Here is a 21,061-nt window from a genome sequence, read left to right as displayed (position 1 = left end):
CCGGCACGTTCCGGGCACGCCAGGTCAACTGGCGTCTGCCGCCGGGTACCCGAGGCGACCGGCACGCAAACGCCCAGTTGCCGGCGCCGCGGCCCCCGACGTGACGCCCTTGACGAAGTCGCCCACATAGCGGATCGCCCGCCGCCCCTCGGGCAGGATCTCGGCCGCCAGCGGGAAGTCGTGTATCTGTCCCCGCCAGACATGCAGTTCGCACGGGGTGTCAGCGTCGGCAAGCCGTTCGGCCACCAACTCCGAGTCCACCAGAAGCGATTCGTCCTCGCTGACGTGGATCATCACCGGCGGCATGCCCGACAGATCGGCCGTGGTGGGATCGATCAGCTTTCCCTCGCACTGGCTCTTTCGTAACAGCCGGGCGAACGCCGACAAGGCCGGCCCGGTGAACATCGAGCAGCGACCGATGTTGTGGTGAGCCAGCTTTCGCGCCGGATCGAGATCGATCAACGGTGACAGGGCGACCAGCCCCGCTGCCGGAACCACGCCGCGGGCCAGTGATGTGAGCATCGCGGCGAACGCCAGATAGCCGCCGGCCGAATCACCGGCGATCACCACGCGTTTCGGGTCGTATCCACTGCGCTCCAACCAGGCCAACCCCGACAGCGCGTCATCGACGGCGTCGGTGAGCCCGCAGGTCGGCAGCATCCGGTAGCCGACGTTGAGCACCATCGCGTCGGCGGCCGCAGACAGCCGGGCCGCCAGCGCGCGATGCGTGTTGAGCCCACAGGTGAGGAAGGCGCCGCCGTGCAGGTACAGGATCGCGTTGCGGGTCGATGCACCTCGTGCCCGGACCACTTCGGCGGGGCAGCCCGGCAACGACACCGGGCGCACCGACGCGGTCAACCGGCCCGGGACCAGGCCGATGATCCGGTCGATCGAGCCCAATGGCCAGGCCAGATTCGGCTGTAACGCCCACGCGCGGACGGCATTCTTCACAGCCACGCGACAGCCGGCGCCCAGCGCCCTCGCCTCCAGGCTTCGGCTGCGGTGAAGCACCCGCTTGCCCGCGCCCTGTTCCCCGGTCATGTGCACCATCTCCTGTTGTAAGGAACGACCGAATACCCGTAAAAGGCTTGGTGAAACGCCCCGCGGGGTATCCCGTCGGCATGAGTGGTGCCGAGGAATTCGTACCTGCTACAGATGATCTCGCCGAACTCGCTCAGGCGGCTCGGCACTGTGAGGGCTGTCCGCTGTTCCGCGACGCCACCCAGACCGTGTTCGGCGCCGGCCCGTCGAACGCCCGGGTGGTCTTGATCGGTGAGCAACCCGGCGACCGTGAAGACCGTGCCGGTGAACCGTTTGTCGGCCCGGCCGGGCGTGTTCTGGACAATGCCCTTGCCGCCGCCGAGATCGACCGCGCGCAGCTCTATCTGACCAACGCCGTCAAGCACTTCAAGTTCACCACCAACGAGCGCGGCAAGAGACGTATCCACAAAACGCCGAGCCGCACCGAGGTGGTGGCATGTCGGCCGTGGCTGCTGGCCGAATTGGACGCGGTATCACCGGATGCCGTCGTCCTCCTCGGCGCCACCGCGGCCAAGTCGTTGTTGGGCAACGACTTCCGGCTGACGCGTCATCGGGGTGAGATCCTGCACGTGACCGGACTGGTATCGGAGGGCGATCCGGCCCTGGTGGCGACGATCCACCCGTCGGCGGTGCTGCGCGGACCGTCAGATACTCGCGACGAGGCGTTCGACGGCCTGGTGGCCGATCTCCGGACCGCCTACGCGACCACCCGAACCGTACGCAGCTGAGGATCCGCCGGGTCGGGCAGATTCATCCCTGCGGTGAGCCCGGTCCGCAGATAATCCAGTACCGGCTGGTTGATCCGCTCGCCGGGGACCACGGCGGGGATACCCGGCGGATACGGGGTGATCTGTTCGGCGGAGATGCGGCCTGCCGCCTTGTCCACCGGGACGTCCTCGACCTCGGCGAAGAACGCGTCGCGCGGCGCGATGACCGTCTCGAGTTGGAGTTCGTCGGGCGAGGGCAGGTCCACCCGGGCCGGCGGGTCGAAATCGTGGGCGGCCTTGCGCCACAGCTTGAGAGCCTCGACCAGCCGACCGGTGGTATCGGCTCCGTCGGCCAGGGACATGGTGGCCAGGATCCGCCGATGGTCGGTCATTCCCATGTCGAGCTGGCAGTACTCGCGTAACCAGTCCGCCGCCTGGTAGCCCGACGTGCCCGTGCCCGACACGTCGATCAGTACCTGCAACCGGTCCAGATCGTGCGAGGCCTCTTTGCCCAGCAACTCCTTGTCGAGCACCTCGATGCCGTCGATGTCCTCGATCTCACGACGGGTCTCGTTCGCCAATTCCAGTGCCGCGCCCATCAATTCGTGGCCATGCTGCACCATGTGCCGGCGCCAGCCGTCAATCGCGGAGTACACCAGCACATTCGGACTCGTTGTCATGAGCAGATCGGCGCACGCCGACAGGCGGTTCTGGTCCACCAGATCGCCCTGCAGGTGAAAGACCGATCCCGGAAGTTATCAGGGGTTAAACTCTCAAATGTGGTCATAAAGGTGTGTTGAACTGCTATTTAACCTGCGCACACATGTAACCTATTAGGCCATGGGCAGCCAAAATTTCGCCGACTGCCGGCGGCGTGGCGCGACGTGGAGTGTGGGAAACCGGGGTAAATGTTTACCCCATGGAGCTACACGACGATCCTCAGCGGCTCGTGGAGGAACTCGTTCGCCAGCACGCCCAGGTTTTGGGCGAGGCGCACGGCGATCTGGCTGCGCGACATCCGGAAGTCCCGGATCGTTTTATCGATCAGGGCAGCCATGTCCGACCGATCACGGTGTCGTGCTCGGTTTTGGAAACGTTTCTGATGTCGCGGTTGCGGCGGCAGACTCCCAACTCGACTCTAAAAGTCAAGGCGGGCAACGGGATGGGGGTTCTTCTTGTCGACGAGAAGGGCTCACGGATTTATGTGCGCAAGCATCCGCGAAACCGGCGGACTGGTCAGCTGATCGACACTGTGCCGTTTGTGCCGGGTGGGGAGCAGTACAGCATCGAGGAGGTGTTGGGTCACCCGATCGGCGGGCAGGAGGGTATCGCCGAGCCCCAGGCGTATCGGGAATATCTGTTGTGGTGGCCGGACGGTCGCGGGTTTTTCGGTGGTGCGGTGCTGGCGGCGGGGCTGCTGCTCGACAATGTGGAGGTTTTGTACGGCCGGACGCCGTTGCCCCCGCCGATCATGGAGGACCGCTCGTTCAACGTTGGTCTCGGCGAGGTCGGTCGGGATGGGTCGTTGGGGACTCGGCGCCGCGACGACGACTTCGTCGACGTCGACGAGGACGCTGCGAGCGAGCAGGACGAGGAGGGCGGTCCGCCGAAATCGTCGTAGCCGTCGTGCACAGTGTTGGGTGCATGTGGGTTTCCCAACCCGGTGACGTTGAATTGAGCGCACGATGATTGAGGTTTTTGGTGCACGGGTCCGGCAGGCCCGGTTGTTGAGGCGGATGACGGCGCGGTCGGTGGTGGCGGCCACAGGCTGGAGTACGTCGCGACAGTCCCAGATTGAGAAGTCGCCGACGGTGCGGCTCAACGACGGCGATGTTGCACGGATGGCGGGGTTGTTCCGGTTTCCTGCAGCGTTTTTCAGCTCGGAGCCGCAGACACGGATCAGCGCGAACGAGTTGTTGTTTCGGGCGCCGAAGTCGATGACGGTGGGTGAGCAGGAGTTTTTGGCGACGTTCGCGTCGTTGGCTGGCGATTTCCTCGGTGAGCTCGACGGCCGATCGAAGCTGCCTCCGGTGAAGGTTCCGACGGTCAGTCCGGATGAGTTGGCGCACAGTTCGATTCCGGTGGCCGCGGCGCGTCTGCGTGAGGCGATGGGCCTGGAACACGATGAGCCGCTTGATGATTTGATGTATGAGGCCGAGCGGCTGGGCGCTCCGGTGATTGTCCGGCGCCGGGTCGCCGGTGATTGGGAAAGCGAGTTCGCCGCGACCGGTGGGCGCTCTCGTGATGAGCGGCATTTGGGGTATTCCAGTTGGGTGGGCCGGTTGCGGGACCGCCCATTGTTGGTGCTACGGGATAGCGACTCGTGGGAGCGGACCCGGTTCACGGTCGCCCATGAGCTCGGTCATTTGGTGTTGCACAGTCACGCCTATTGCTCGGTCAGTGCCGCCGATGAGTTGGAGGCCAACCGGTTCGCGACCGAGTTGTTGGCCCCGGCAGGGGTTATCGCCGGTGAGTTGCCGCGGGTGTTGTCGCTGTTGAATCTGCGTCCGCTCAAAGACAAGTGGGGCCTGTCGTTGGGGTCGTTGATCATGCATCTGCGGGATTCGGGGCTGATCGCGCCGGACCGGGCGAAAATGTTGACCACCCAGCTGCATTCGCGGATCAACCCGGCCACCGGGCATACGTGGGGTATGACGGAACCGGGGTGGGCCGACCGCGTCCCGGAGCGGCCGCGGCTGCTGCGCAAGTGGGTGGAGCGCTGTTACGGCGGCGCGTCGGTGCGGATGCTGAGCGCCCGGGAATCGATGATCTATCCCGCTGATGTGCTGGATTGGTTTTTGGCCACGCAGCGACCGGCGCCGGCGGCCGAGCATAGGCCGGTCGCGGCCAGTGTCGGCCATGGCCGCACCCCGGCCCCACCCGCTGCCGGTGGCTCCCAGGTGATCCGGTTGGACGATTTCCGCAACGGCAGGCCATCGTGAATATGATGGGGTGCTACTGACTGTGGCACAGGTGCAGCGGGTGCGTTTTGTGGACCGACCACCCACCTACACGGTGGTCGGCGCCGACAAATTGCCCGTGGCCCCGGCGCGCGAGTACCTGACGTTTCTGCGTAACCAAGGGAGCTCGCCGAACACGTTGCGCGCCTATGCCTATGGGCTGGCGGCGTGGTGGACGGTGCTGGAAGGTACCGGTACGGCGTGGGATGATTTCCCCACCAGTCTGTTCGGCCAGTTCCTGGCCTATCTGCGTACCGGGGATCTGCCCGGGGTGGCCCGTATCGGTGAACCAAAGCAGAGATTGGCCGAGTCGTCGCTGCTGCCGCGCAGTGCGGCGGTGTTGTCGATGTACCGGTATTTCGCCGATGCCCATGACCTGGTGCGCCCCTACCGGCGGTTGTACGCCAGTCATGCTCGGACGTCCCGGCGGGGCCGCTATGCACCGTTTCTGGCCGGGGTCGGCCCGAGACGCGAACACGATGGGCCGATTCACCGGCTGCGCGGGCTGCAGCGCGCTGAAACACCGGTGCTGCTGCCCGTGCAGGTCAACGCGATCTTGGATGCGTGCAGTGTCCAGACAGTCTCGGGTGAATGGTCGGGCGGCGGGGCGGGGCTGCGTGATCGGTTGTTTTTTGCGGTGCTGGCCGAAACCGGCATGCGCATCGGTGAAGCGTTGTCGTTGCGCCACCATGACTTTGATATCGCCGGTGGTGGTACCCCGTCGATACTGGTGGCGGGCCGTGATGATCATCCGCACGGGGTGCGCGCGAAATCGGGCCCGCGCCGGATCTACATCGGCGACGATCTGGTCGCCCTCTACACCGAGTATGTGTGGCAGCTGGTGGCCGCCGGCGCGGATATCGCGGTCGGCGACCTGGCGTCGTGTTTCGTGTTCGTCAACCTGGTGCGCGGCGTGCGCTACGCCCCGCTGCGACCGGAAACCCTCTACGACAAGGTCGATCTGATCACCGCCCGCCGCGCCGATGTGCTGCCTGAGCAGTGGACGCCGCACTGGCTGCGCCACACCCACGCCACCGCGCTGCTGCTGGCCGGGGTGGATGTGCATGTGGTGATGCGCCGTCTCGGGCACGCCGACGTGCAGACCACGTTGTCGACCTACGGCTGGGTGACCGCCGACGCGCAGATGCGCACGCTGGCCGAATGGAAGAACTATGTCGCCGGGTGGAAGGTGAACCGTGACGGCCAATGACAGTCCTGCACCGGCACACACAGCGCCCACCCATCGTGGCGGCGAGGATCGGTGGACGCAGCAGTGGCAACAGGTACCCGCGCAGTGGCGCAACCTGGTCTATCACCTGGATACCGCCCCGGCCAATACGGTCTTTCAGCACAACCCGCGCTACCGGCCCACCCCGGACGGCCACGACTTCACCCCACAGGGTGTGCCGCAACGGTTCTGCGACGAGCTCGCGTGGTGGGTGTGGGTGTGTGGACACGAACAACGCCGCAAGATCGAACCGTCACTGCTGAAATGGACCAGCGGCGCAATGAGCATCGCCACCGCCGACTACCACCGCCAGCACCGGCGTCACCCGGTCAGTATCGCTGATCTGAGCGCCGAGGCCATCGTGCGTCACGGAGTGCGCGAGTTCGAGCGCCGCACCGGCCGGCTGCCCTCGGCCGGGTTTCGGCGCAACGTGACCAGTTTCATCGAGCACCTGCACCTGTATGTGTCGGTCCGCTGCACTGACCGCCCATGGTGGGCGCATGACATCTGGGATCTTGACGCTGATCCCCGCATCCCGCAACGTGAGCACGAACCCTGCCACGACCAGGTCGCACGCCTCGGAGGGATCGAACCGGCCTGGCTGCGCGACGGGGTACGGTTCTGGCTTCGCACCTGCTTGACGGCTGAACTGCTGCGCTGGTCGTCGGTGATCGGCCGCACCCGCGGCATCACCCGCCACTTGGGCCCGTTCTTGACTGAACGCGGGATCGAAGATCCGGTGATCAGCACCGACCGGGCGGCGCTGCGGCTGTTGTTCACCGAATTCACCGAATACCTCAAATCCCCTGCCGCGCGGGCCAAACCGGAGCGTCCACTGTCGGCGGCGACGATCGCGGTCGTCCAGTCCAAGATCCAGATGTTCTACACGTTCATGGTGGACCATGCTGAGGAAGCCGCGGCAGCGACCGGAGATCCTCGCTGGAGCCGATTGACCGACACCCATACCCGGTTGTGGGGTGCGGCGTTTCGCAACCGACGCCCTACCGGCGGCCGGGAGCTGACCTGGTTTTCGACCTCCGAGCTACAGCGGATGCTGTGCTATCTCGACGTGCTGGCCGCCAACACGGGCAAACCGGTAGTCATCACCCACCCCGATTCCACCATCTCGGTCGTGTCCGGTCTCGGCGATCCGCAAGCGGCCCGCATCTGGCTGCTGCAAGCGTTGACCGGGCGCCGGGCCTCAGAGATTCTGATGCTCGATTACAGTCCACTGCAACCGATCCCGGGCCACGACCGCCCCGCCGGAGCCACCGACGATCCCGACGGATTCGTGGCCAAACTGCGCTACCAACAGACCAAAGTCGACGGGGTGGTGCCCACCATCCTGGTCGAGCAGGCCGTGGTCAACGTGATCAGCGAACAGCAAGACTGGATCCGGCGGCGCTACCCGTATTTCGAGCCGAAATACCTGTTCCTCGGGGTGCGCTACCAGCACCAGGGCCAACGACCACGCAGCTATGACTCCTACAGCCGGATCCTCAATCGGCTCGACACCATCCACGGCCTCACCGACACCGCCGGCCACCCGCTGCGGTTCTCCCAGACCCACCGGCTGCGCCACACCCGCGCCACCGAACTGCTCAACGACGGGGTGCCCATCCATGTGGTGCAGCGCTACCTCGGGCACGCCTCGCCGGCGATGACCCTGCGTTACGCGGCGACCCTGCAAGCGACGGCCGAAGCGGAGTTCCTGCGACACAAAAAGATCGGCGCTCATGGCACCGACATCGCCATCAGCCCGTCTGACATCTACGACATGACCCAACTCTCGGCCCGTACCGACCGGGTGCTGCCCAACGGGGTATGTCTGCTGCCGCCGGTGGCCACCTGCGACAAGGGCAACGCCTGCTTGTCATGCGGGCATTTCGCCACCGACGCCACCCACCTCGACGAACTGGTCGACCAACGCGCCAAGACCCTGAAGCTGATCGACATCCGCCGCAAGCAGTACCGTGCCCGCACCGGGCGCGAACTCACCGACGACAACGTGTGGATCCACGAACGTCGCCGCGAAATCGCCTCGCTGGATGCCATCCTCGACCGGCTCCGCCGCGACGACGTGACCGATGGCAGCGCGAGCAGTGTCGCGGGAGCCGGTACCGCCAACCGGGCACCCACCATGCGCACCGCGACCCGGGGAAGCCACGAATCCGTGCTGCGCAAGGCCGACCCGGACCCGCCGCGATGAGCCGCCCCAAGCCGCCACCGCCCACCCAGAAAGCACTCGATGCGCTGGACCAATACCGCCGGGCCCGCAGCGATGAGAAGCGCCGCGACATCGAGAAGGCGATCGCCCACCTGCGCAAGACCAACGCCACCATCAACTTCTCCACCGTGTCCCGCCGCGCCAAGGTGTCCCGCAAAACCATCTACAAACACGACGACCTGGTGACCGTCATCGAGCAATACCGCGGCCGGCATACCGACCGACAACCGGCATCGACTGGCCGCGAAACCAGCATCCACGCCGCGCTGCGCCACAAACTCGCCGCCAAAGACAAAGAGATCGCCGCACTCAAAGCCACCGTCGCAGAACAACAATCAACCATCGAGCTGCTCTACGGCCACCTCGACACCCTGCACGAACAGACCCCCTGAGCCCAGTACGCCCCCCGAGGTGTGCTGCGGTCACGGCCTGGCCCGCCGTGACGGAGGCCTTCCCGGCCTCCTGGCCAACTCGTGAGTGCCCGCCCGTGCCCGTCGGCCCGATTGCCAGGTCATCGACAAGATTTGGCCCGGCGGGCTGTGGTGGGGAGATCTTTCCAGGGCGTGTCGGTGTCTGCCGATCGGTTGGTCGCTGAACCGGCGGCGGACCGGCGTTAGTCGGCGGTGACCGGCACACCGTTGTCGCCGGGCGGTGTGGGTGCGGTGGGGGTGGTTTTGCGTTGATGCGTGGTGAGGAAGTCGTCGACGATGCGGGCGGTGTCGGCGGGGGTCATGGTGTGCAGTCCGGTCATGCGGGCGAAGGCGAGCGGCCCGATGAGTTGGCACAACGCGAGGTTCACGTCGAAGTCGTCGAGTTCGGCGCGGGCGTCGGCGCTTTGCAGGATGGCGTCGAAGGGTTGTCGGTATTGGTCGACGACGCGTGCGCGCAGCGTGCCGGCCGCGTGTTCACCGCCGGCGTGGTCGGTGGTTGCGGTCGGCCCGAGGGACAGCCAGGCCAGCATGGTGACGTGTAGCGGGGCGTCGGCGAACAGCGCCGCCTGACGGGTGAGCAGTTCGATGAGGCGTTCGCGCACCGTCCCGCTGGCCGGTGCCGGCGGGGTGACTTGGGGTAGCAGCCGTTCGAAGGTGGCCGCCAGCAGGTGCGATGAACTGCCGAAGTGGCGGTAGAGGGTGGTTCGGGCCACCTTGGAGGCTTTGGTGACCGCCTCGACGGTGACGGCCTCGACACCACCGGTGCTGAGCAGCGCGGCCGCGGCGTCCAGTAAGCGATTGCGGGACCGGGTGCGGCGGGGGTCGATTTCGTCGTCGTCTTCGTCGTGGACTCGATCCGGCTGGCTGCTGCTCACACTCACTCTCCTCGCCGCTTCCCCCTTTATGGCCAACGGTTCCCGCCCGCCCGACACTTATGGTACCAACAGTAGCGTTGCGAAACTGGTCGTACTGGAGGTATCGGGTGTCCGAGCATGTGCCGTGTCGGGATGAGGTACCCGACGGTGACCGTGGGGTGGGGTCACCCGCGGAACGGTTGCCCGCCCACACCCCGAACTGTATGGGCTGCGGCCCGGACAACCCCCACGGCCTGCAGCTGGTGGTGTATCGCTGCGGCGAGCAGGTGTATGCCGATGCGACCTTCGACGAACGCCACATCGGGGCGCCGGGATTGACGCACGGCGGCGCGGTGGCGGCCGCCTGCGATGACGTGCTGGGCTTCACGTTGTGGATCGCCGGCACCCCGGCGGTGACACGCAGTCTGACCGTCGAGTATCTGCTGCCGGTGCCACTGCACCAACCGCACCGGATCACCGCGCACATCGCCGAGCGCAACGGCCGCGCCCTGCATGTCCGCGCGACGGGCACCGACGCCGACGGCGTCACCCGGTTCACCGCGAGCGCGGTGTTCGTCGTGGTGAGCACCGAGCACTTCGCCGCCCACGGTGATCTGGCGGCGTTCGATGGCCTGCTGGAACGGTTCACCCGCAGCAGCCGGGCCCGCGCCGACCCGCACGACCCGTCACCGTGACCGCGACCGACACCGGCGTCCACCCCAAACGCCAACACGCCCAGGCAGATTCGCCGCCGGTGGCGCCACATCCGACCGCGCCGCCGCGTCCGCGCACGCCGACGCGACACCGAGAGGCGATTCTGGATGCGGCGCTGGTAGTGGCCGCCGCGGGCGGGTATGAGGCGGTGCGGATGCGCACGGTAGCCGAGCGGGCCGGTATCGCGGTCGGCACGCTCTACCGCTACTTCCCGTCCAAGACCCACCTGCTGGTCTCGGCGCTGGCCCGAGAATTCGGGCGGCTGCAAGCCGCCCAGGACTGGGCCGCCACCGGCACGACACCTCAGCAGCGCCTGGATCGGCTGACCGGGTATCTGCACGACCGCTGGCAGCACGACATCCATCTCACCGAGGCCATGACGCGGGCATTCGTGGCCGCCGACAGCACCGCGGCGGCCGCCCTCGACGAGGCCGCCGCGGTCATCGAGCGCCTGCTCGCCCACACCCTGGGCGGCGGCACGCCCGGGCCGCTCGATCAGCCGGTCGCCGAGCTCCTCGCCGACATCTGGCTGGCGAACCTGACCGCGTTCATCGGCCGGCGGGCCTCGGCGGCCCAGACCCGTGACCGCATCGATCGGGCCAGCCGGCGCATCGTGGATCGCCTGGCCTCGCTCACCCCCAACAGTTAACGATACTAATAGTATCGCAGCGATACTTACCGTACCCTTCAGATGCGGCCCGAAGACGTGTCGAAGGAGGCGCCATGTTCACCCAATGGATCGAAGACTGCGTCGTGCAACGCGTGTCGCTGCGCGACGGGTTGGTGTTGGACCTCGATGGCTACAGCGAGCTGGTGATTTCGCGTCCCCTGCGGCTGACGCTGCCGCCCGTCGGGGACTTTCCGGCCGAACAAGTGCTCATCGATCCCAACCGGGTCGCGGTGCACGAACGCCCGCTGCTCGACCTGGCCGGCGCGGTGTGCACGCACGCCCGGTACGGCGATGACGGCGCGTTGCACCTGGGTTTTTCCCGCGGGCACCGCATCGATGTGGAGGCCGACGCGCACGCCACCGCCTGGGAGCTCTACGGCAAACGCCACGGATACATGGCCTGCCTGCCGCGTGGCCGGGTCCGGGTGGTCCGCCACGACATCCCCGACGCCGACGACACCGACGCCGGCATCGGCGCAGGTCACTAGCGGCCCCCATACGCGCCGCGCGGCACCCGCGGACGCGCAGCGCCAACCACGGTGGTACTGCTAGTAGCGTAGCGATACCGATAGTTCCTTTGCTTGGGTGGAGGGGTAGTGACCGACAGCGATCCGGATGGTTCGGGCACCGCGATGAATGCTCGGCGGCGATACCGCCGTGTGGCCGAACCGGCGGATTCCAGCGAGTACAGCGCGCGGTTGGCGGCGCTGGCGAGGTTCACGGTGAGGCACAAGGCGCTGGTGATCGGCGCCTGGCTCGGCGTCGCGGTGGTGCTGGCACTGCTGTTTCCCCAATTGGAAACCGTGGTGCGCCAGCAATCGGCGGAGCTGCTCCCCCATGATGTGCCGTCGTTTCAGACGGTGGACCGGATGAGCGCGGCGTTCGGCGAACAAGGTTCCAAGACCATGGTGTTCGTCGCGATGGAAGACCCCGCCGGGCTGACCCCCGCGACGCGGGAGCGCTACGAGGACCTGGTGGCGCGGCTACGCGGCGACACCGCCCACGTCTTGCTGGTTCAGGATCTGCTGGCCGACCCGATCACCGCGGCGCAGGCGGTCAGCGCCGACCGCAAGGCCTGGTTTCTGCCGGTCGGGGTGGCCGGCACCCTGGGCGATCCCGCCGCCGCCGAATCCGTGCAAGCGGTGCGCGACATCGCCGCCGAGGTGTTCGCCGGCACGTCGACCACCGCGTACGTCACCGGCCCGCCCGCCACGTTCAGCGACCAGATCGCCGCCGCCGAACACGACCTGGTGCTGATTTCGATCGCCACCGCCGGCCTGATCGCGGTGATCCTGCTCATCGTGTACCGCTCGGTGTTCACCGCGCTGCTGCCGCTGCTGGTGATCGCGGTGAGCCTGGTCGTCGGGCGCGGTGTGCTCTCGGCCCTGGGCCAGCTGGGAATGCCGGTCTCGCAATTCACCGTGGCGTTCATGACCGCGATCCTGCTGGGAGCCGGCACCGACTACACGGTGTTTCTGATCAGCCGCTACCACGAGCAGCGCCGCGCACAGGTGCCGCCCGAACAGGCCATCGTGCACGCCACCGCCAGCATCGGCCGGGTCATCCTGGCCTCGGCGGCCACCGTCGCCTTCGCCTTCCTGGCCATGGTGTTCGCTCAACTCAGCGTGTTCGCCGCCCTCGGCCCGGCCTGCGCGGTCGCGGTCATGTTCGGATTCCTGGCCACCGTAACGCTGCTGCCACCGGTGCTGGCGCTGGCCGCCCGACGCGGCATCGGCGACCCCAAACCCGACCGCACCCGCCGCTACTGGAACCGCGTCGCGGTCGCGGTGGTCCGCCGACCCGTGCCCCTGCTGATCGCCAGCCTGGTCATCCTGCTGACCCTGGCCGCGGCCACCACCACGATGAAGATCAGCTACGACGACCGCAAAGGCCAGCCCGCCACCACCGCCAGCAACCAGGGCTACCAACTCCTCGACCGCCACTTCCCCAAAGACATCGTCATCACCGAATTCCTCGTCGTGGAAAACCCCACAGACATGCGCACCGCAAAAGGGCTCGCCGACCTCGACGAAATGGCCTCCCGCGTCTCCCAGATCCCCGGCGTCACCACAGTGTCCGGCGTCACCCGCCCCACCGGAGCCCGCCTCGAACAAGCCCAACTCTCCTGGCAGAACGGCCAGATCGGCGACAAGATGGCCGGCGCCGTCGCCGACGGCAACGCCAGAAAAGACGACCTCACCAAGCTCACCGCCGGCGCCGACCAACTCGCCGGCGGCCTGGCCCAACTCGACACCACCCTGCGCACCGCCCTGACCCCCCTCACCGCGACACTCACCCAAGCCCAGTCCGCCGGCACCCAGATTCAACAGTTCCGACCCCTGCTGCAACAACTTTCGGCCACCGCCCCCGGCATCGACCGCGCCATCCAATCCGGTCCCGGACTGCGACCCCTGGCCGAACAAGCCCAACACGCCATCGCCGTCCTCGACCCCCTCACCGGCGCCCTCAACACCTCCCCGTGGTGTGCCACCACACCCCAATGCGCCCAGATCCGCGACCAAGTCCAGACACTGGTGAGCTTGCGCGACAGCGGATTGTTCACCCAGATCGCCGAACTCGGCGATCGCTACAACCCCGACACCAACGCCACCGTCGCCGGCACCCTGGCCACCGTCCACACCGCGGTCACCACCCTCGACAAAGCCTTCGCAACCCTCGGAGACCCCGCCGACCTCGCCGGCAACATCCGACGCCTCCAAGACGGCATCAGCCAACTCGCCTCAGGCGCCCAAGCACTGGCCACCGGCGTCCACGCACTGGCCGACAGCAACATCGAAATGCTGTCCGGGATGAGCCGGATCGCCACCCAACTCCAAAACGCCGCCCGCGCCACCGCCAACTCGGACTCCTCCAGCGGCTTCTACCTGCCCGCCAACACCTTCCAAAACCGCCAATTCACCGATATGGCAAAACAATTCCTCTCCCCAGACGGAAAAACAGCACGCTTTGCCATCGAAACCAGCCACGACCCCTACAGCGCCGAAGCAACCCGCCTCGCACACGAAATCACCGACGTCGCCAACGCTGCACGCCCCAACACCTCACTGCACCAAGCCACCGTCTCCGTTGCCGGGTTCCCCGCCGTCAACTCCGACATCCAACGACTGCTGCGAGCCGACTTCACCCAACTCGCCCTCGCCACACTGCTCATCGTCGGACTCATCCTGGTACTACTACTGCGCGCCCTGCTCGCCCCGCTCTACCTGCTCGGCACCGTCGTGCTCAACTACCTGGCCTCACTGGGCATCGGCGTCCTCATCTTCCAATGGGGACTCGGACACGAAATCGCCTGGCCAGTACCACTACTCGCGTTCATCATCCTGGTCGCAGTCGGCGCCGACTACAACATGCTGCTCGTCTCACGACTACGCGAAGAATCAGGACACAACATCCGCGTCGGCGTCCTGCGCACCGTCGCCAACACCGGCTCCGTCATCACCTCAGCCGGCCTCATCTTCGCCGCCAGCATGTTCGGCCTCATGGTCGGCTCAGTGGCCATCATGATCCAAGCCGGCCTCATCATCGGCTGCGGACTCCTACTCGACACCTTCCTCGTGCGCACCCTCACCGTCCCCGCCATCGCCACACTCCTACGCGAAGCCAGCTGGTGGCCCCAACGCGCCACCCACCGCCCAACAACCACCAGCCACTCCACCACCACAACTAGCCACCCGCCACTAAGAACCAACACCCGCACCCACCCCCAACAAGTCACCGCACCCGTCACCGACGGCAGCCCGCCATGATGGCGGCGACGAAGCGATGGGCTCCCGAACCATCGCGCCAGCCAGACCGCACCAACCAACCCCTAACCGGAAACACCGGCAGCCCAGCCTGTTACCCATCACGCCAAGCCAGGCCAACTCGCCTCAACGGGAACAACAGTGAACATCAGAATCTGACCCCAGATAACTGCTCGAAGCCCGCACCCATCTTGTGCACACTCACCACGCACACGTCGGCACCGGCATTCATCGCCCACGTCGGCAGGTCCTCGTGGAACGGCAGGTGCGCTCCCCATGCCTCGTCGACGATCAACGGCTTGCCCCGCGCATGGCAGACCTCGGCGATGCCTTCGATGTCGGCGCAGGTGCCATACGGGCTCGGGCTGACGATCAACGCGGCGGCGGCGTCGGGATGACGCTGCCAGGCCTCTTCGACCTGCTGCGGGGACGGCGGGTGCGACAGGTGCCGTTCGGTGTCCCACTGCGGCGTGATCCAGCGCGGCACCAAACCGGAGAAGATCAGGCCGGCCACCACCGACTTGTGGCTGTCCCGGCTGAGCAGCAAGCTGCCGTCCTGCCCGGCGACGGCCATCATCGCGGCCTTGACCGACAGCGAGCTGCCGCAGGTGGAAAACCACGCCACTTTTGCGCCGACAGCGTCGGCCATCAGGTCCTCGGCCCGCTTGAGGTACCCGTTGCTCATCTTGCGGTCATCGAGCCCTCCGCTGGCCAGGATGTCGCTGAGGAACGGTTCGCGACCCAGCACCTGCAGCGTCCGCTGGTCGACACCGCGACCCTGCCGATGCCCCGGCGGCGAAAACCCGTAATGGTTCGAATTGTGGTACTTGTTCAGCGCGTCAAGCAGCGGCGCTTCGGCCTGGTCCATACCGCTCATGGCGGTGGAATACCCACATCGACCCGACCCCCACACCCCTGGTCACCGCCGGTCCGGTTGCGTTGACTTTGCGTTGACTTTGAAACCACGCACACCGCCACCCGCACAACTGCGGCGTCAGTTCAAAGTCAACACAGAGATCAGCGCTGGAACACCACTTCACCGCCGATGATGGTGGTGGCCACCAGGGCGGCGTCGAGCTCATCGAGTACCCGCTGCGGCGCGGCAGCCAACAGGCACAGGTCACCGGGCTCGCCGGCGGCGATGCGGCGTGGGACGGCCGGATGCTCGGTACTGCCGAAAAACAGCGTCAGCGCGCGAACTGCGGTGATGCGCTCGGCCGGGTTCAGCACCACACCGGCCGGGGTACGGCGATGCACGGCCGCGCGCATGGCGGCCCATGGGTCGGCAGCACCGAACGGCGCGTCGGTGGACAGCGCCACCGGGACGCCGGCGTCCAGCAGCGTCGCCACCCGCCACAGCTGATCCTGCTCATCGGCCGGCACGTCGGTGCGGTACTGGTCGCCGCGCTCGGCGACGAAGTTGGGCTGGGTCACGACGGTGGCGCCCAGGGCGACGAGATCGTCGACGACGTCGGCGGGCACCATCGCGGCGTGTTCGATCCGATCACCGGGGTGGCTGCCCGCCGCCCGTAGCGCGGCGATGGTGACGACGAGTTGTGCCGAGGTCACGCAATGCACGGCCACCGGAGCGCCGGCCCGGTGCCGCTCGGCGATCCACGCCGTCAGCGCCTCCAGGTCGAGGCTGTCGTCGTGCAGGATGCGCTTACCGGGTGCCAGGTAGTGCGCGCGCTGACGCAGACCGACCGGACGGTCCTCGGGTCGTAGGTCCGGCGTGGCATCGGTGACGCCGGTGACGCCGTAGCCGGCGAGGGTGTCGCTGAACTCGGCAACCGCGGCGGGCCGGCGTTGCAGCGTGTCCGACCAGGTGTGGTCGGCGCTGCGCAAGATCCCGTCGGGGTGCTCGGTCAGACCGAGGGCGGCCAACCCCGCCGAGTTCACCGTCCACAACACTCCGCTGCGGTGTTGCACCCGTACCGGAACGTCCGCGGACAGCCGGTCGAGCCGGCGGCGGTCCAGCGGACCGGCCACCGCCTCGTGGTAGCCGACGGCGCGGATCCAGCCGTCACTGCCGGGCGCTGCGGCCGCCAACACCGAGGCCAACGCGGCCTCGTCGGCCACCTCGGCGGGGCCGACGCGAACCGAATCCTGTTCGGCCGCAGCGGAGTGCACGTGCAGATGGTGGTCGTGCAGTCCCGGGATCACCGTGGCGAACGCGGCGTCGATCACCTGCTCTTGGGGCTCGGCCGGCAGTGATTCGGCGACCGCTTCGATGGTCTCGCCGACGAGGATGTCGGTGACGCGGCCGTCCAGCAGGGTCGCGCGGCGAATCAGCATGGGGCCGTGTTCCTTTGCGCCACCAGCGCCCGCACGGCGGCGTTGTCGACCCCGAGTTCGCGGCCGGTTGAGGCGATGGCCGGGCGTGAGGGCGTCACCTCGATCTGATCTGCGGTTTGGCACCGGTAACCGGCAGCCACTGCCGCCATCGACAACTCGATGAGTTCACCGCCGCCACGTCCCCGCGAGGCCGCGATGGCGGCGGCGGCCTGCAATCCGGTCAGCGGGTCGGCCAGGGCGTCCCCGAGGAACACCGGTGTGCCATCGCGATATCCGACCAGCCCACCGGATACCGCGGCGTCATCACCGAACGCCACCCAGTCCGCCCGCTCACCTTCGGCGCCGTGTCCGGTGATGCGCAGCCAGATCCGGCCCGGCCGGGCCGCGACGGTGACCGGTCCCAGCTCGCGCCGGGCCAACGCCGCCGGACGCGACGACTCGATCACCACGTCGGCGGCACACAGCAGGGCGGCCAGCTCCTGCGGAGCGTCGAAATCGACGACATACGAAAGCTTTCCACCGTTCATCCAGTCGAAGAACTCCGGGGACCCGGCGCGGGTACCGTCGGGCCGGCCGGTGCTCTCCACTTTCACCACGGTGGCCCCGGCCCGGGCCAGCAGCTGGCCGCACAACGGGCCGGCCCACATCGACGACAGGTCGGCCACCAACATTCCGTCGAGCGGGCCCGGTTTGCCGGAGCCCAGTGGCGTCACCACCGGGGGCGTCGCCGATGTCTCACCGAGCACGGCCACCGGCAGTCCGAGCAGTCGCGCCCGTTCAACCGCTTCGGCCGCCGTGATGGCCGCCGTCCACGTCCCGATCTCCGGCCACGGGTCGTCGTCAATCGAATCGGCCTGCAGCAAGGCGGGAACCGTGGCGATGTCGTCAGTACGTGACAGGGTCAGGGCAATCCAACCGTCGCGGGCGCCGAGCAATCGCGTCGCCCCGCCGGCCGAAACCTGTCCGGCAGGGGCGATATCGAGTAACGCGGCGCGGCCGGTGATCAGTTCGGCGGCATCCACCGCGACGCCGGTGTGCGCGGCGAAGTCGTCGGCGATCGCCTGGGCCTGCCTCAGCACGGCCCGCGGGATCGCCAACGGTGTCATCAGAACTGCAGCGCGCTGAACCGCCAGTCCAGCACCTGGCGATCCTCACCGCCGTCGGGTCCACTTGCCGCGTACACCAGTGACCGCAGCCGCAGCACCCCGGCCTCGGCCGATTCGACGTGCAGCTCGCTGAACAACGTGTCGCCCTCGTGCACCGGACCGGTGTGGTCGCACGACTCCCAGCCCAGCACGGTGACCAGGTTCGGCAGCAACCGGCCGGCCTGGGCCAACGCCAGCCCGATCGTGTGCCCGCCGTACACCAGACGCTGCCCACCGGCCCGCCAATCGTGGTGGGTGGCAGCGATGTTCAAGGTCAGCCGGGCCAATTCCGGGGCGCTGCTGACGACGTCGGCGGTGCTGTGCAGCACCGCGCCGGCCACGTCCGCGTCGAAATGCGGCCCCGGTACCCGGGTTCGGAAGGCGTCACCGTCCCAGCCGGCGGTTGGATCCGGGGTCGGCACGTCGGCCCCGATGGTGGACAGGTCGTCGGCATGGCCGGTGTCGACGGAATCGTCGGACAGCGGCAGCATCGCGCAGCGGTAGAAGTCCAGAACCTTGCGATCCTTCTGATCCACGGTGGTCATCCGCAGCGCGGCCAGACCCGTGGCCGCACGCCCCGGCTTGGCCGAATTCTGTTTCAGACCAACCACTTCCGTCCGGGTATAAAGGGTGTCCCCGATCATCGGGCAGCGGTGAAACGCCAGCCCCCGGTAGAACAGGTTGGCCTTGACCCGCTGGGTGACCAGCGTGCTCTGACCGATCGCCACATCGCAGACCAACGCCGGATGCGCCAGCGGGCCGGGCTCACCGGTCACCGCGGTCGCGAGTTCGGCGTCCAGCGCCAACCGCAACCGGTCACCGAGGATCGCCTGATGCGCGGCGGCGGCACCGGCGGTCAGCGTCATCGACGGGGCCGTGTCGAACACCTGACCGACGGTGAGGTCGTCGAAGAACGGGCCACCGAATGTCCGATGAGGCGCTGCCATGGAGTCACATGCTAGTCATGGCGCACCGACGGCCTGGCCTCACACCATCGTGGCCAGGTTGTGCCAGAAGTTCCTGAGGCTTTCCGTGCCACCGAAAAGCGTGGTGAAGTTGGTCGAGTCGACCAGGACGATGTTCCCGGCCCGACGCCCGGTCGGCGGCAACCAGATCAAGGCATTGAGTTCGGTCTCGCCGGCCGCGGTGAACGGATGCGGCCGATCGGGGTCGACGCGCTGGCGGCCGAGGACATGCAACCCGTCACTTTCCGGCGCGGTCAGCTCATAGTGCGGCAGGTGTGGGTGGAAATTGAAGGTGGTGACGTTGTCCAGCAGTCGCAGCCGGTCGAGATCCCGCGCCATGGTCAGCGGCGCAATCTCGCCGGTGCCGGGCACCACCGCCGGTCGCAGGCCCCAGATGTTGCGTACCGGTACGTCGAGCGCCGCCATGAGGGACCGGGTGTAGCGGCCGAACCGTTGCCGGCGGGGCACGAGCGGGTCACCGTGATGCTCATGTTCGACTTGCCGCTGGCCGAGATCCTCGGTGAAGCCGACGTCGTGATGTGGCGCCAGCACCAGACAGGTGCCCTCCCGCTGCAGCCAGACTTGCAATGCGGCGATCTCGTCGGCCGTGGCCTCCTGCCCGGACGGCAGGTGGTCGAGGCCGAACACCATCAGCGTGTCGGTGTCGTCCAAGATCCGTTCGTCGATTCCGAGCTGATAGCCCGCCTGGTCGATGCGTTGAAAGACCGCGACGGGGTGGCCGGTGACCTCCTCGGCGAGTTGCTGGAAAGCCAGGGTGGACCGGTGGAACAGTTCCAACGTTCCCGCCACGCCCTGCAGGAAGTTGGCTGCGTCATACTCGGGCGTCTCGTAGGCCGGCCACAGCGCGTTGCGCACCTCGGTCATCGTGGAGAACCGGTTGTCCATCTCGGCGGGGCTGCGTTGCGATTCCCAGGGGTAGCTCCACGTCCAGTAGATGCTGATCCGCCGCCCGCCCGAAGGTGGTCGCGCCACATGGCTCTGGTTGTACGTGCGCGCGCGCCTGAGGGTGCTCATGCCTGACCCTCCGCGAGGTACCGCAGCGCATTGATTCCGGGGAGAAAGAAGTAGGCGCCGCCCAACACGGTGGTGAATGCCGGCAGACCCTTGAACACCTTGCGGATCGGCCGGCGCGGCACGGTGAAATCAAGCGTGCCGTCTTGTGTTCCGCAGATCGGGTCGTGCTCGTTGCCGAGCTCGTGGAACGACGGGTCGTTGATCCAGACGTTCTGGGCGAACTCGAACTGGCGGACCAGGCTGGCGCAGATGATGAATGCGGCGATGCCACGGTCCAGGCCGTCGTCAGGCGCATCTTCCGGTAGGGCCGGACCATAGGTGGCGCCCCGGCGGATCATCCGTCGCCGGTTCATGTTGTGGGCGGTATCCCGCGGGTTCAACCGTCGTGCGTGGGATCCCAGTGGCACGGCATAACCGTGCGGATCCATCTCCTTGTAGTTGAAGTCGTTGTTGCGCATCGGATCTGCCCCCAGCTCCGGGTCATCCCGGTCCGGAGCCAGCACCAGCGGGGCCCCGCTGCGCCAGCGACCCATGAGTTTGGCGGCCAGCAACTCCTGCGCGTCGGGTGTGTCGGCGCCTGCGCGCAGGAAGTCGCGGAAGACCCCGACATGCTCACGTAACCGGCGGTAAGCCAGGTAACTGCCGTTGCGCGACAACACCTGTGGTTCCGGGAGACCGGCCGGCGGACCGTTCTCGTCGGGATAACCCAGGATGAACTCCCCCGGTTCCAGCGCCGGGCCGGAGCCCGGTGTCGGCTCCTCGCCGGCGCCCTTGACCGCCGGCTGCGACAACCGATCCCGGAAGCCGAAGTGGTCGTGAGCGTAGTTGAAGGGTGGGTTCGCGTTGAGATCGAGATACGACAGGCTGCGGACACCGGGGAACCGGGCCAGGTGCTTGTCGTGTTCGCCGATGCAGCGCGCATGTTCCTCCGCGTCGCGCGCGAAAAGGATGGCGATGGCGTGCACTCGTCGATCACCGAGGCGTCCATCCACGCGGTCAGCACATCCGGGCGCCCGGGGTGGGCC

Annotated in this window: 17 protein-coding genes and 3 pseudogenes; 10 read left to right on the top strand and 10 right to left on the bottom strand. The window is 67.3% G+C overall.

Going from position 1 to position 21,061, the window contains the following annotated elements; all coding sequences use genetic code 11:
* Positions 1 to 24: 24 nt before the first annotated feature.
* The gene (locus A5733_RS06025; protein ID WP_067768012.1) at positions 25 to 1,050 is read right to left on the bottom strand and encodes an alpha/beta hydrolase; all 1,026 of its coding nucleotides are present in this window, start codon (positions 1,048 to 1,050) and stop codon (positions 25 to 27) included.
* 71 nt (positions 1,051 to 1,121) lie between these two features.
* Between A5733_RS06025 and A5733_RS06020 the strand changes: the two genes are divergently transcribed.
* Complete coding sequence (locus A5733_RS06020; RefSeq protein ID WP_076239470.1) at positions 1,122 to 1,769, top strand: UdgX family uracil-DNA binding protein; 648 nt, start codon at positions 1,122 to 1,124, stop codon at positions 1,767 to 1,769.
* Here A5733_RS06020 and A5733_RS06015 read toward each other — a convergent pair.
* Both A5733_RS06015 and A5733_RS28075 read right to left on the bottom strand, forming a co-directional pair.
* A pseudogene (locus A5733_RS06015) lies at positions 1,739 to 2,497 on the bottom strand (ornithine decarboxylase); the annotation flags it as partial. The gene A5733_RS06020 and the pseudogene A5733_RS06015 sit on opposite strands and share 31 nt — an antisense overlap.
* Before the next feature lie 176 nt (positions 2,498 to 2,673).
* Positions 2,674 to 2,805: a hypothetical protein gene (locus A5733_RS28075; RefSeq protein WP_255376478.1), complete on the bottom strand. Its 132-nt coding sequence runs from the start codon at positions 2,803 to 2,805 to the stop codon at positions 2,674 to 2,676.
* Between the two features lie 105 nt (positions 2,806 to 2,910).
* Between A5733_RS28075 and A5733_RS06010 the strand changes: the two genes are divergently transcribed.
* The 5 genes from A5733_RS06010 to A5733_RS05990 all read left to right on the top strand — a co-directional run bounded on the left by A5733_RS06010 (position 2,911) and on the right by A5733_RS05990 (position 8,555).
* Complete coding sequence (locus A5733_RS06010; protein WP_064964392.1) at positions 2,911 to 3,369, top strand: hypothetical protein; 459 nt, start codon at positions 2,911 to 2,913, stop codon at positions 3,367 to 3,369.
* 64 nt (positions 3,370 to 3,433) lie between these two features.
* Positions 3,434 to 4,690: an ImmA/IrrE family metallo-endopeptidase gene (locus A5733_RS06005; RefSeq protein WP_076239467.1), complete on the top strand. Its 1,257-nt coding sequence runs from the start codon at positions 3,434 to 3,436 to the stop codon at positions 4,688 to 4,690.
* Between the two features lie 22 nt (positions 4,691 to 4,712).
* Entirely contained in the window at positions 4,713 to 5,918 is a 1,206-nt protein-coding gene (locus A5733_RS06000; protein WP_003891614.1) for a tyrosine-type recombinase/integrase, read from the top strand.
* On the top strand, positions 5,905 to 8,145 hold the full coding sequence (locus A5733_RS05995; RefSeq protein ID WP_076239466.1) for a tyrosine-type recombinase/integrase: 2,241 nt from the start codon (positions 5,905 to 5,907) through the stop codon (positions 8,143 to 8,145). Before A5733_RS06000 ends, A5733_RS05995 begins: the two co-directional genes overlap by 14 nt.
* Positions 8,142 to 8,555, top strand: coding sequence for a DUF6262 family protein (locus A5733_RS05990; protein WP_064896264.1), 414 nt, complete (start codon positions 8,142 to 8,144; stop codon positions 8,553 to 8,555). The genes A5733_RS05995 and A5733_RS05990 overlap by 4 nt, the downstream gene beginning before the upstream one ends.
* A 221-nt stretch (positions 8,556 to 8,776) precedes the next feature.
* Here the strand turns inward: A5733_RS05990 and A5733_RS05985 are convergent, their stop codons facing one another.
* Positions 8,777 to 9,469, bottom strand: coding sequence for a TetR/AcrR family transcriptional regulator (locus tag A5733_RS05985; RefSeq protein ID WP_064896266.1), 693 nt, complete (start codon positions 9,467 to 9,469; stop codon positions 8,777 to 8,779).
* A 203-nt stretch (positions 9,470 to 9,672) separates the two neighbouring features.
* On the opposite strand from A5733_RS05985, the gene A5733_RS05980 reads away from it, so the two are divergent.
* The 4 genes from A5733_RS05980 (at position 9,673) to A5733_RS05965 (ending at position 14,599) form a co-directional block, all read left to right on the top strand.
* Positions 9,673 to 10,143, top strand: coding sequence for a PaaI family thioesterase (locus A5733_RS05980; protein WP_064896268.1), 471 nt, complete (start codon positions 9,673 to 9,675; stop codon positions 10,141 to 10,143).
* Positions 10,140 to 10,811 (top strand): TetR family transcriptional regulator, encoded by a 672-nt coding sequence (locus A5733_RS05975; protein WP_064896270.1) that lies wholly within the window; start codon positions 10,140 to 10,142, stop codon positions 10,809 to 10,811. The genes A5733_RS05980 and A5733_RS05975 overlap by 4 nt, the downstream gene beginning before the upstream one ends.
* 74 nt (positions 10,812 to 10,885) lie before the next feature.
* Positions 10,886 to 11,320 (top strand): DUF6188 family protein, encoded by a 435-nt coding sequence (locus tag A5733_RS05970; protein WP_064896272.1) that lies wholly within the window; start codon positions 10,886 to 10,888, stop codon positions 11,318 to 11,320.
* Between the two features lie 144 nt (positions 11,321 to 11,464).
* A complete protein-coding gene (locus tag A5733_RS05965; protein ID WP_233152635.1) occupies positions 11,465 to 14,599 on the top strand; it encodes an RND family transporter in 3,135 nt (1,044 codons plus the stop codon).
* 166 nt (positions 14,600 to 14,765) lie between these two features.
* Here the strand turns inward: A5733_RS05965 and A5733_RS05960 are convergent.
* From A5733_RS05960 to A5733_RS28185, 6 genes and pseudogenes are all read right to left on the bottom strand, one after another.
* Positions 14,766 to 15,464: pseudogene (locus A5733_RS05960) on the bottom strand (aminotransferase class I/II-fold pyridoxal phosphate-dependent enzyme); the annotation flags it as partial.
* Positions 15,465 to 15,613: 149 nt separating this feature from the next.
* Positions 15,614 to 16,891 carry an amidohydrolase family protein gene (locus tag A5733_RS05955; RefSeq protein WP_076239464.1) on the bottom strand — a complete coding sequence of 426 codons (1,278 nt, stop codon included), beginning with the start codon at positions 16,889 to 16,891 and terminating at the stop codon, positions 15,614 to 15,616.
* On the bottom strand, positions 16,885 to 17,997 hold the full coding sequence (locus A5733_RS05950) for a CoA transferase (RefSeq protein WP_083666020.1): 1,113 nt from the start codon (positions 17,995 to 17,997) through the stop codon (positions 16,885 to 16,887). Before A5733_RS05950 ends, A5733_RS05955 begins: the two co-directional genes overlap by 7 nt.
* Complete coding sequence (locus A5733_RS05945; protein WP_076239462.1) at positions 17,997 to 18,983, bottom strand: MaoC family dehydratase; 987 nt, start codon at positions 18,981 to 18,983, stop codon at positions 17,997 to 17,999. The genes A5733_RS05950 and A5733_RS05945 overlap by 1 nt, the downstream gene beginning before the upstream one ends.
* A 39-nt stretch (positions 18,984 to 19,022) precedes the next feature.
* Complete coding sequence (locus tag A5733_RS05940) at positions 19,023 to 20,036, bottom strand: hypothetical protein (RefSeq protein ID WP_076239461.1); 1,014 nt, start codon at positions 20,034 to 20,036, stop codon at positions 19,023 to 19,025.
* 955 nt (positions 20,037 to 20,991) lie between these two features.
* Positions 20,992 to 21,061: pseudogene (locus A5733_RS28185) on the bottom strand (hypothetical protein); the annotation flags it as partial.

Source organism: Mycobacterium sp. NS-7484, from assembly GCF_001953975.1.
Classification (GTDB): Bacteria; Actinomycetota; Actinomycetes; order Mycobacteriales; family Mycobacteriaceae; genus Mycobacterium.
The sequence above is the reverse complement of the archived record's forward strand: the minus strand, read 5'-3'. Positions and strand labels throughout refer to the sequence as shown.

Excerpts from the sequence above, each read along its gene's own strand:
- A5733_RS05965 (WP_233152635.1), top strand. The coding sequence starts at position 11,465 with ATGAATGCTCGGCGGCGATACCGCCGTGTGGCCGAACCGGCGGATTCC.
- A5733_RS05945 (WP_076239462.1), bottom strand. The coding sequence starts at position 18,983 with ATGGCAGCGCCTCATCGGACATTCGGTGGCCCGTTCTTCGACGACCTC.
- A5733_RS05990 (WP_064896264.1), top strand. The coding sequence starts at position 8,142 with ATGAGCCGCCCCAAGCCGCCACCGCCCACCCAGAAAGCACTCGATGCG.
- A5733_RS05955 (WP_076239464.1), bottom strand. The coding sequence starts at position 16,891 with ATGCTGATTCGCCGCGCGACCCTGCTGGACGGCCGCGTCACCGACATC.
- A5733_RS06005 (WP_076239467.1), top strand. The coding sequence starts at position 3,434 with ATGATTGAGGTTTTTGGTGCACGGGTCCGGCAGGCCCGGTTGTTGAGG.
- A5733_RS05980 (WP_064896268.1), top strand. The coding sequence starts at position 9,673 with ATGGGCTGCGGCCCGGACAACCCCCACGGCCTGCAGCTGGTGGTGTAT.
- A5733_RS05970 (WP_064896272.1), top strand. The coding sequence starts at position 10,886 with ATGTTCACCCAATGGATCGAAGACTGCGTCGTGCAACGCGTGTCGCTG.
- A5733_RS05940 (WP_076239461.1), bottom strand. The coding sequence starts at position 20,036 with ATGAGCACCCTCAGGCGCGCGCGCACGTACAACCAGAGCCATGTGGCG.
- A5733_RS06025 (WP_067768012.1), bottom strand. The coding sequence starts at position 1,050 with ATGGTGCACATGACCGGGGAACAGGGCGCGGGCAAGCGGGTGCTTCAC.
- A5733_RS06020 (WP_076239470.1), top strand. The coding sequence starts at position 1,122 with ATGAGTGGTGCCGAGGAATTCGTACCTGCTACAGATGATCTCGCCGAA.
- A5733_RS05950 (WP_083666020.1), bottom strand. The coding sequence starts at position 17,997 with ATGACACCGTTGGCGATCCCGCGGGCCGTGCTGAGGCAGGCCCAGGCG.
- A5733_RS28075 (WP_255376478.1), bottom strand. The coding sequence starts at position 2,805 with ATGGCTGCCCTGATCGATAAAACGATCCGGGACTTCCGGATGTCGCGC.
- A5733_RS06010 (WP_064964392.1), top strand. The coding sequence starts at position 2,911 with ATGGGGGTTCTTCTTGTCGACGAGAAGGGCTCACGGATTTATGTGCGC.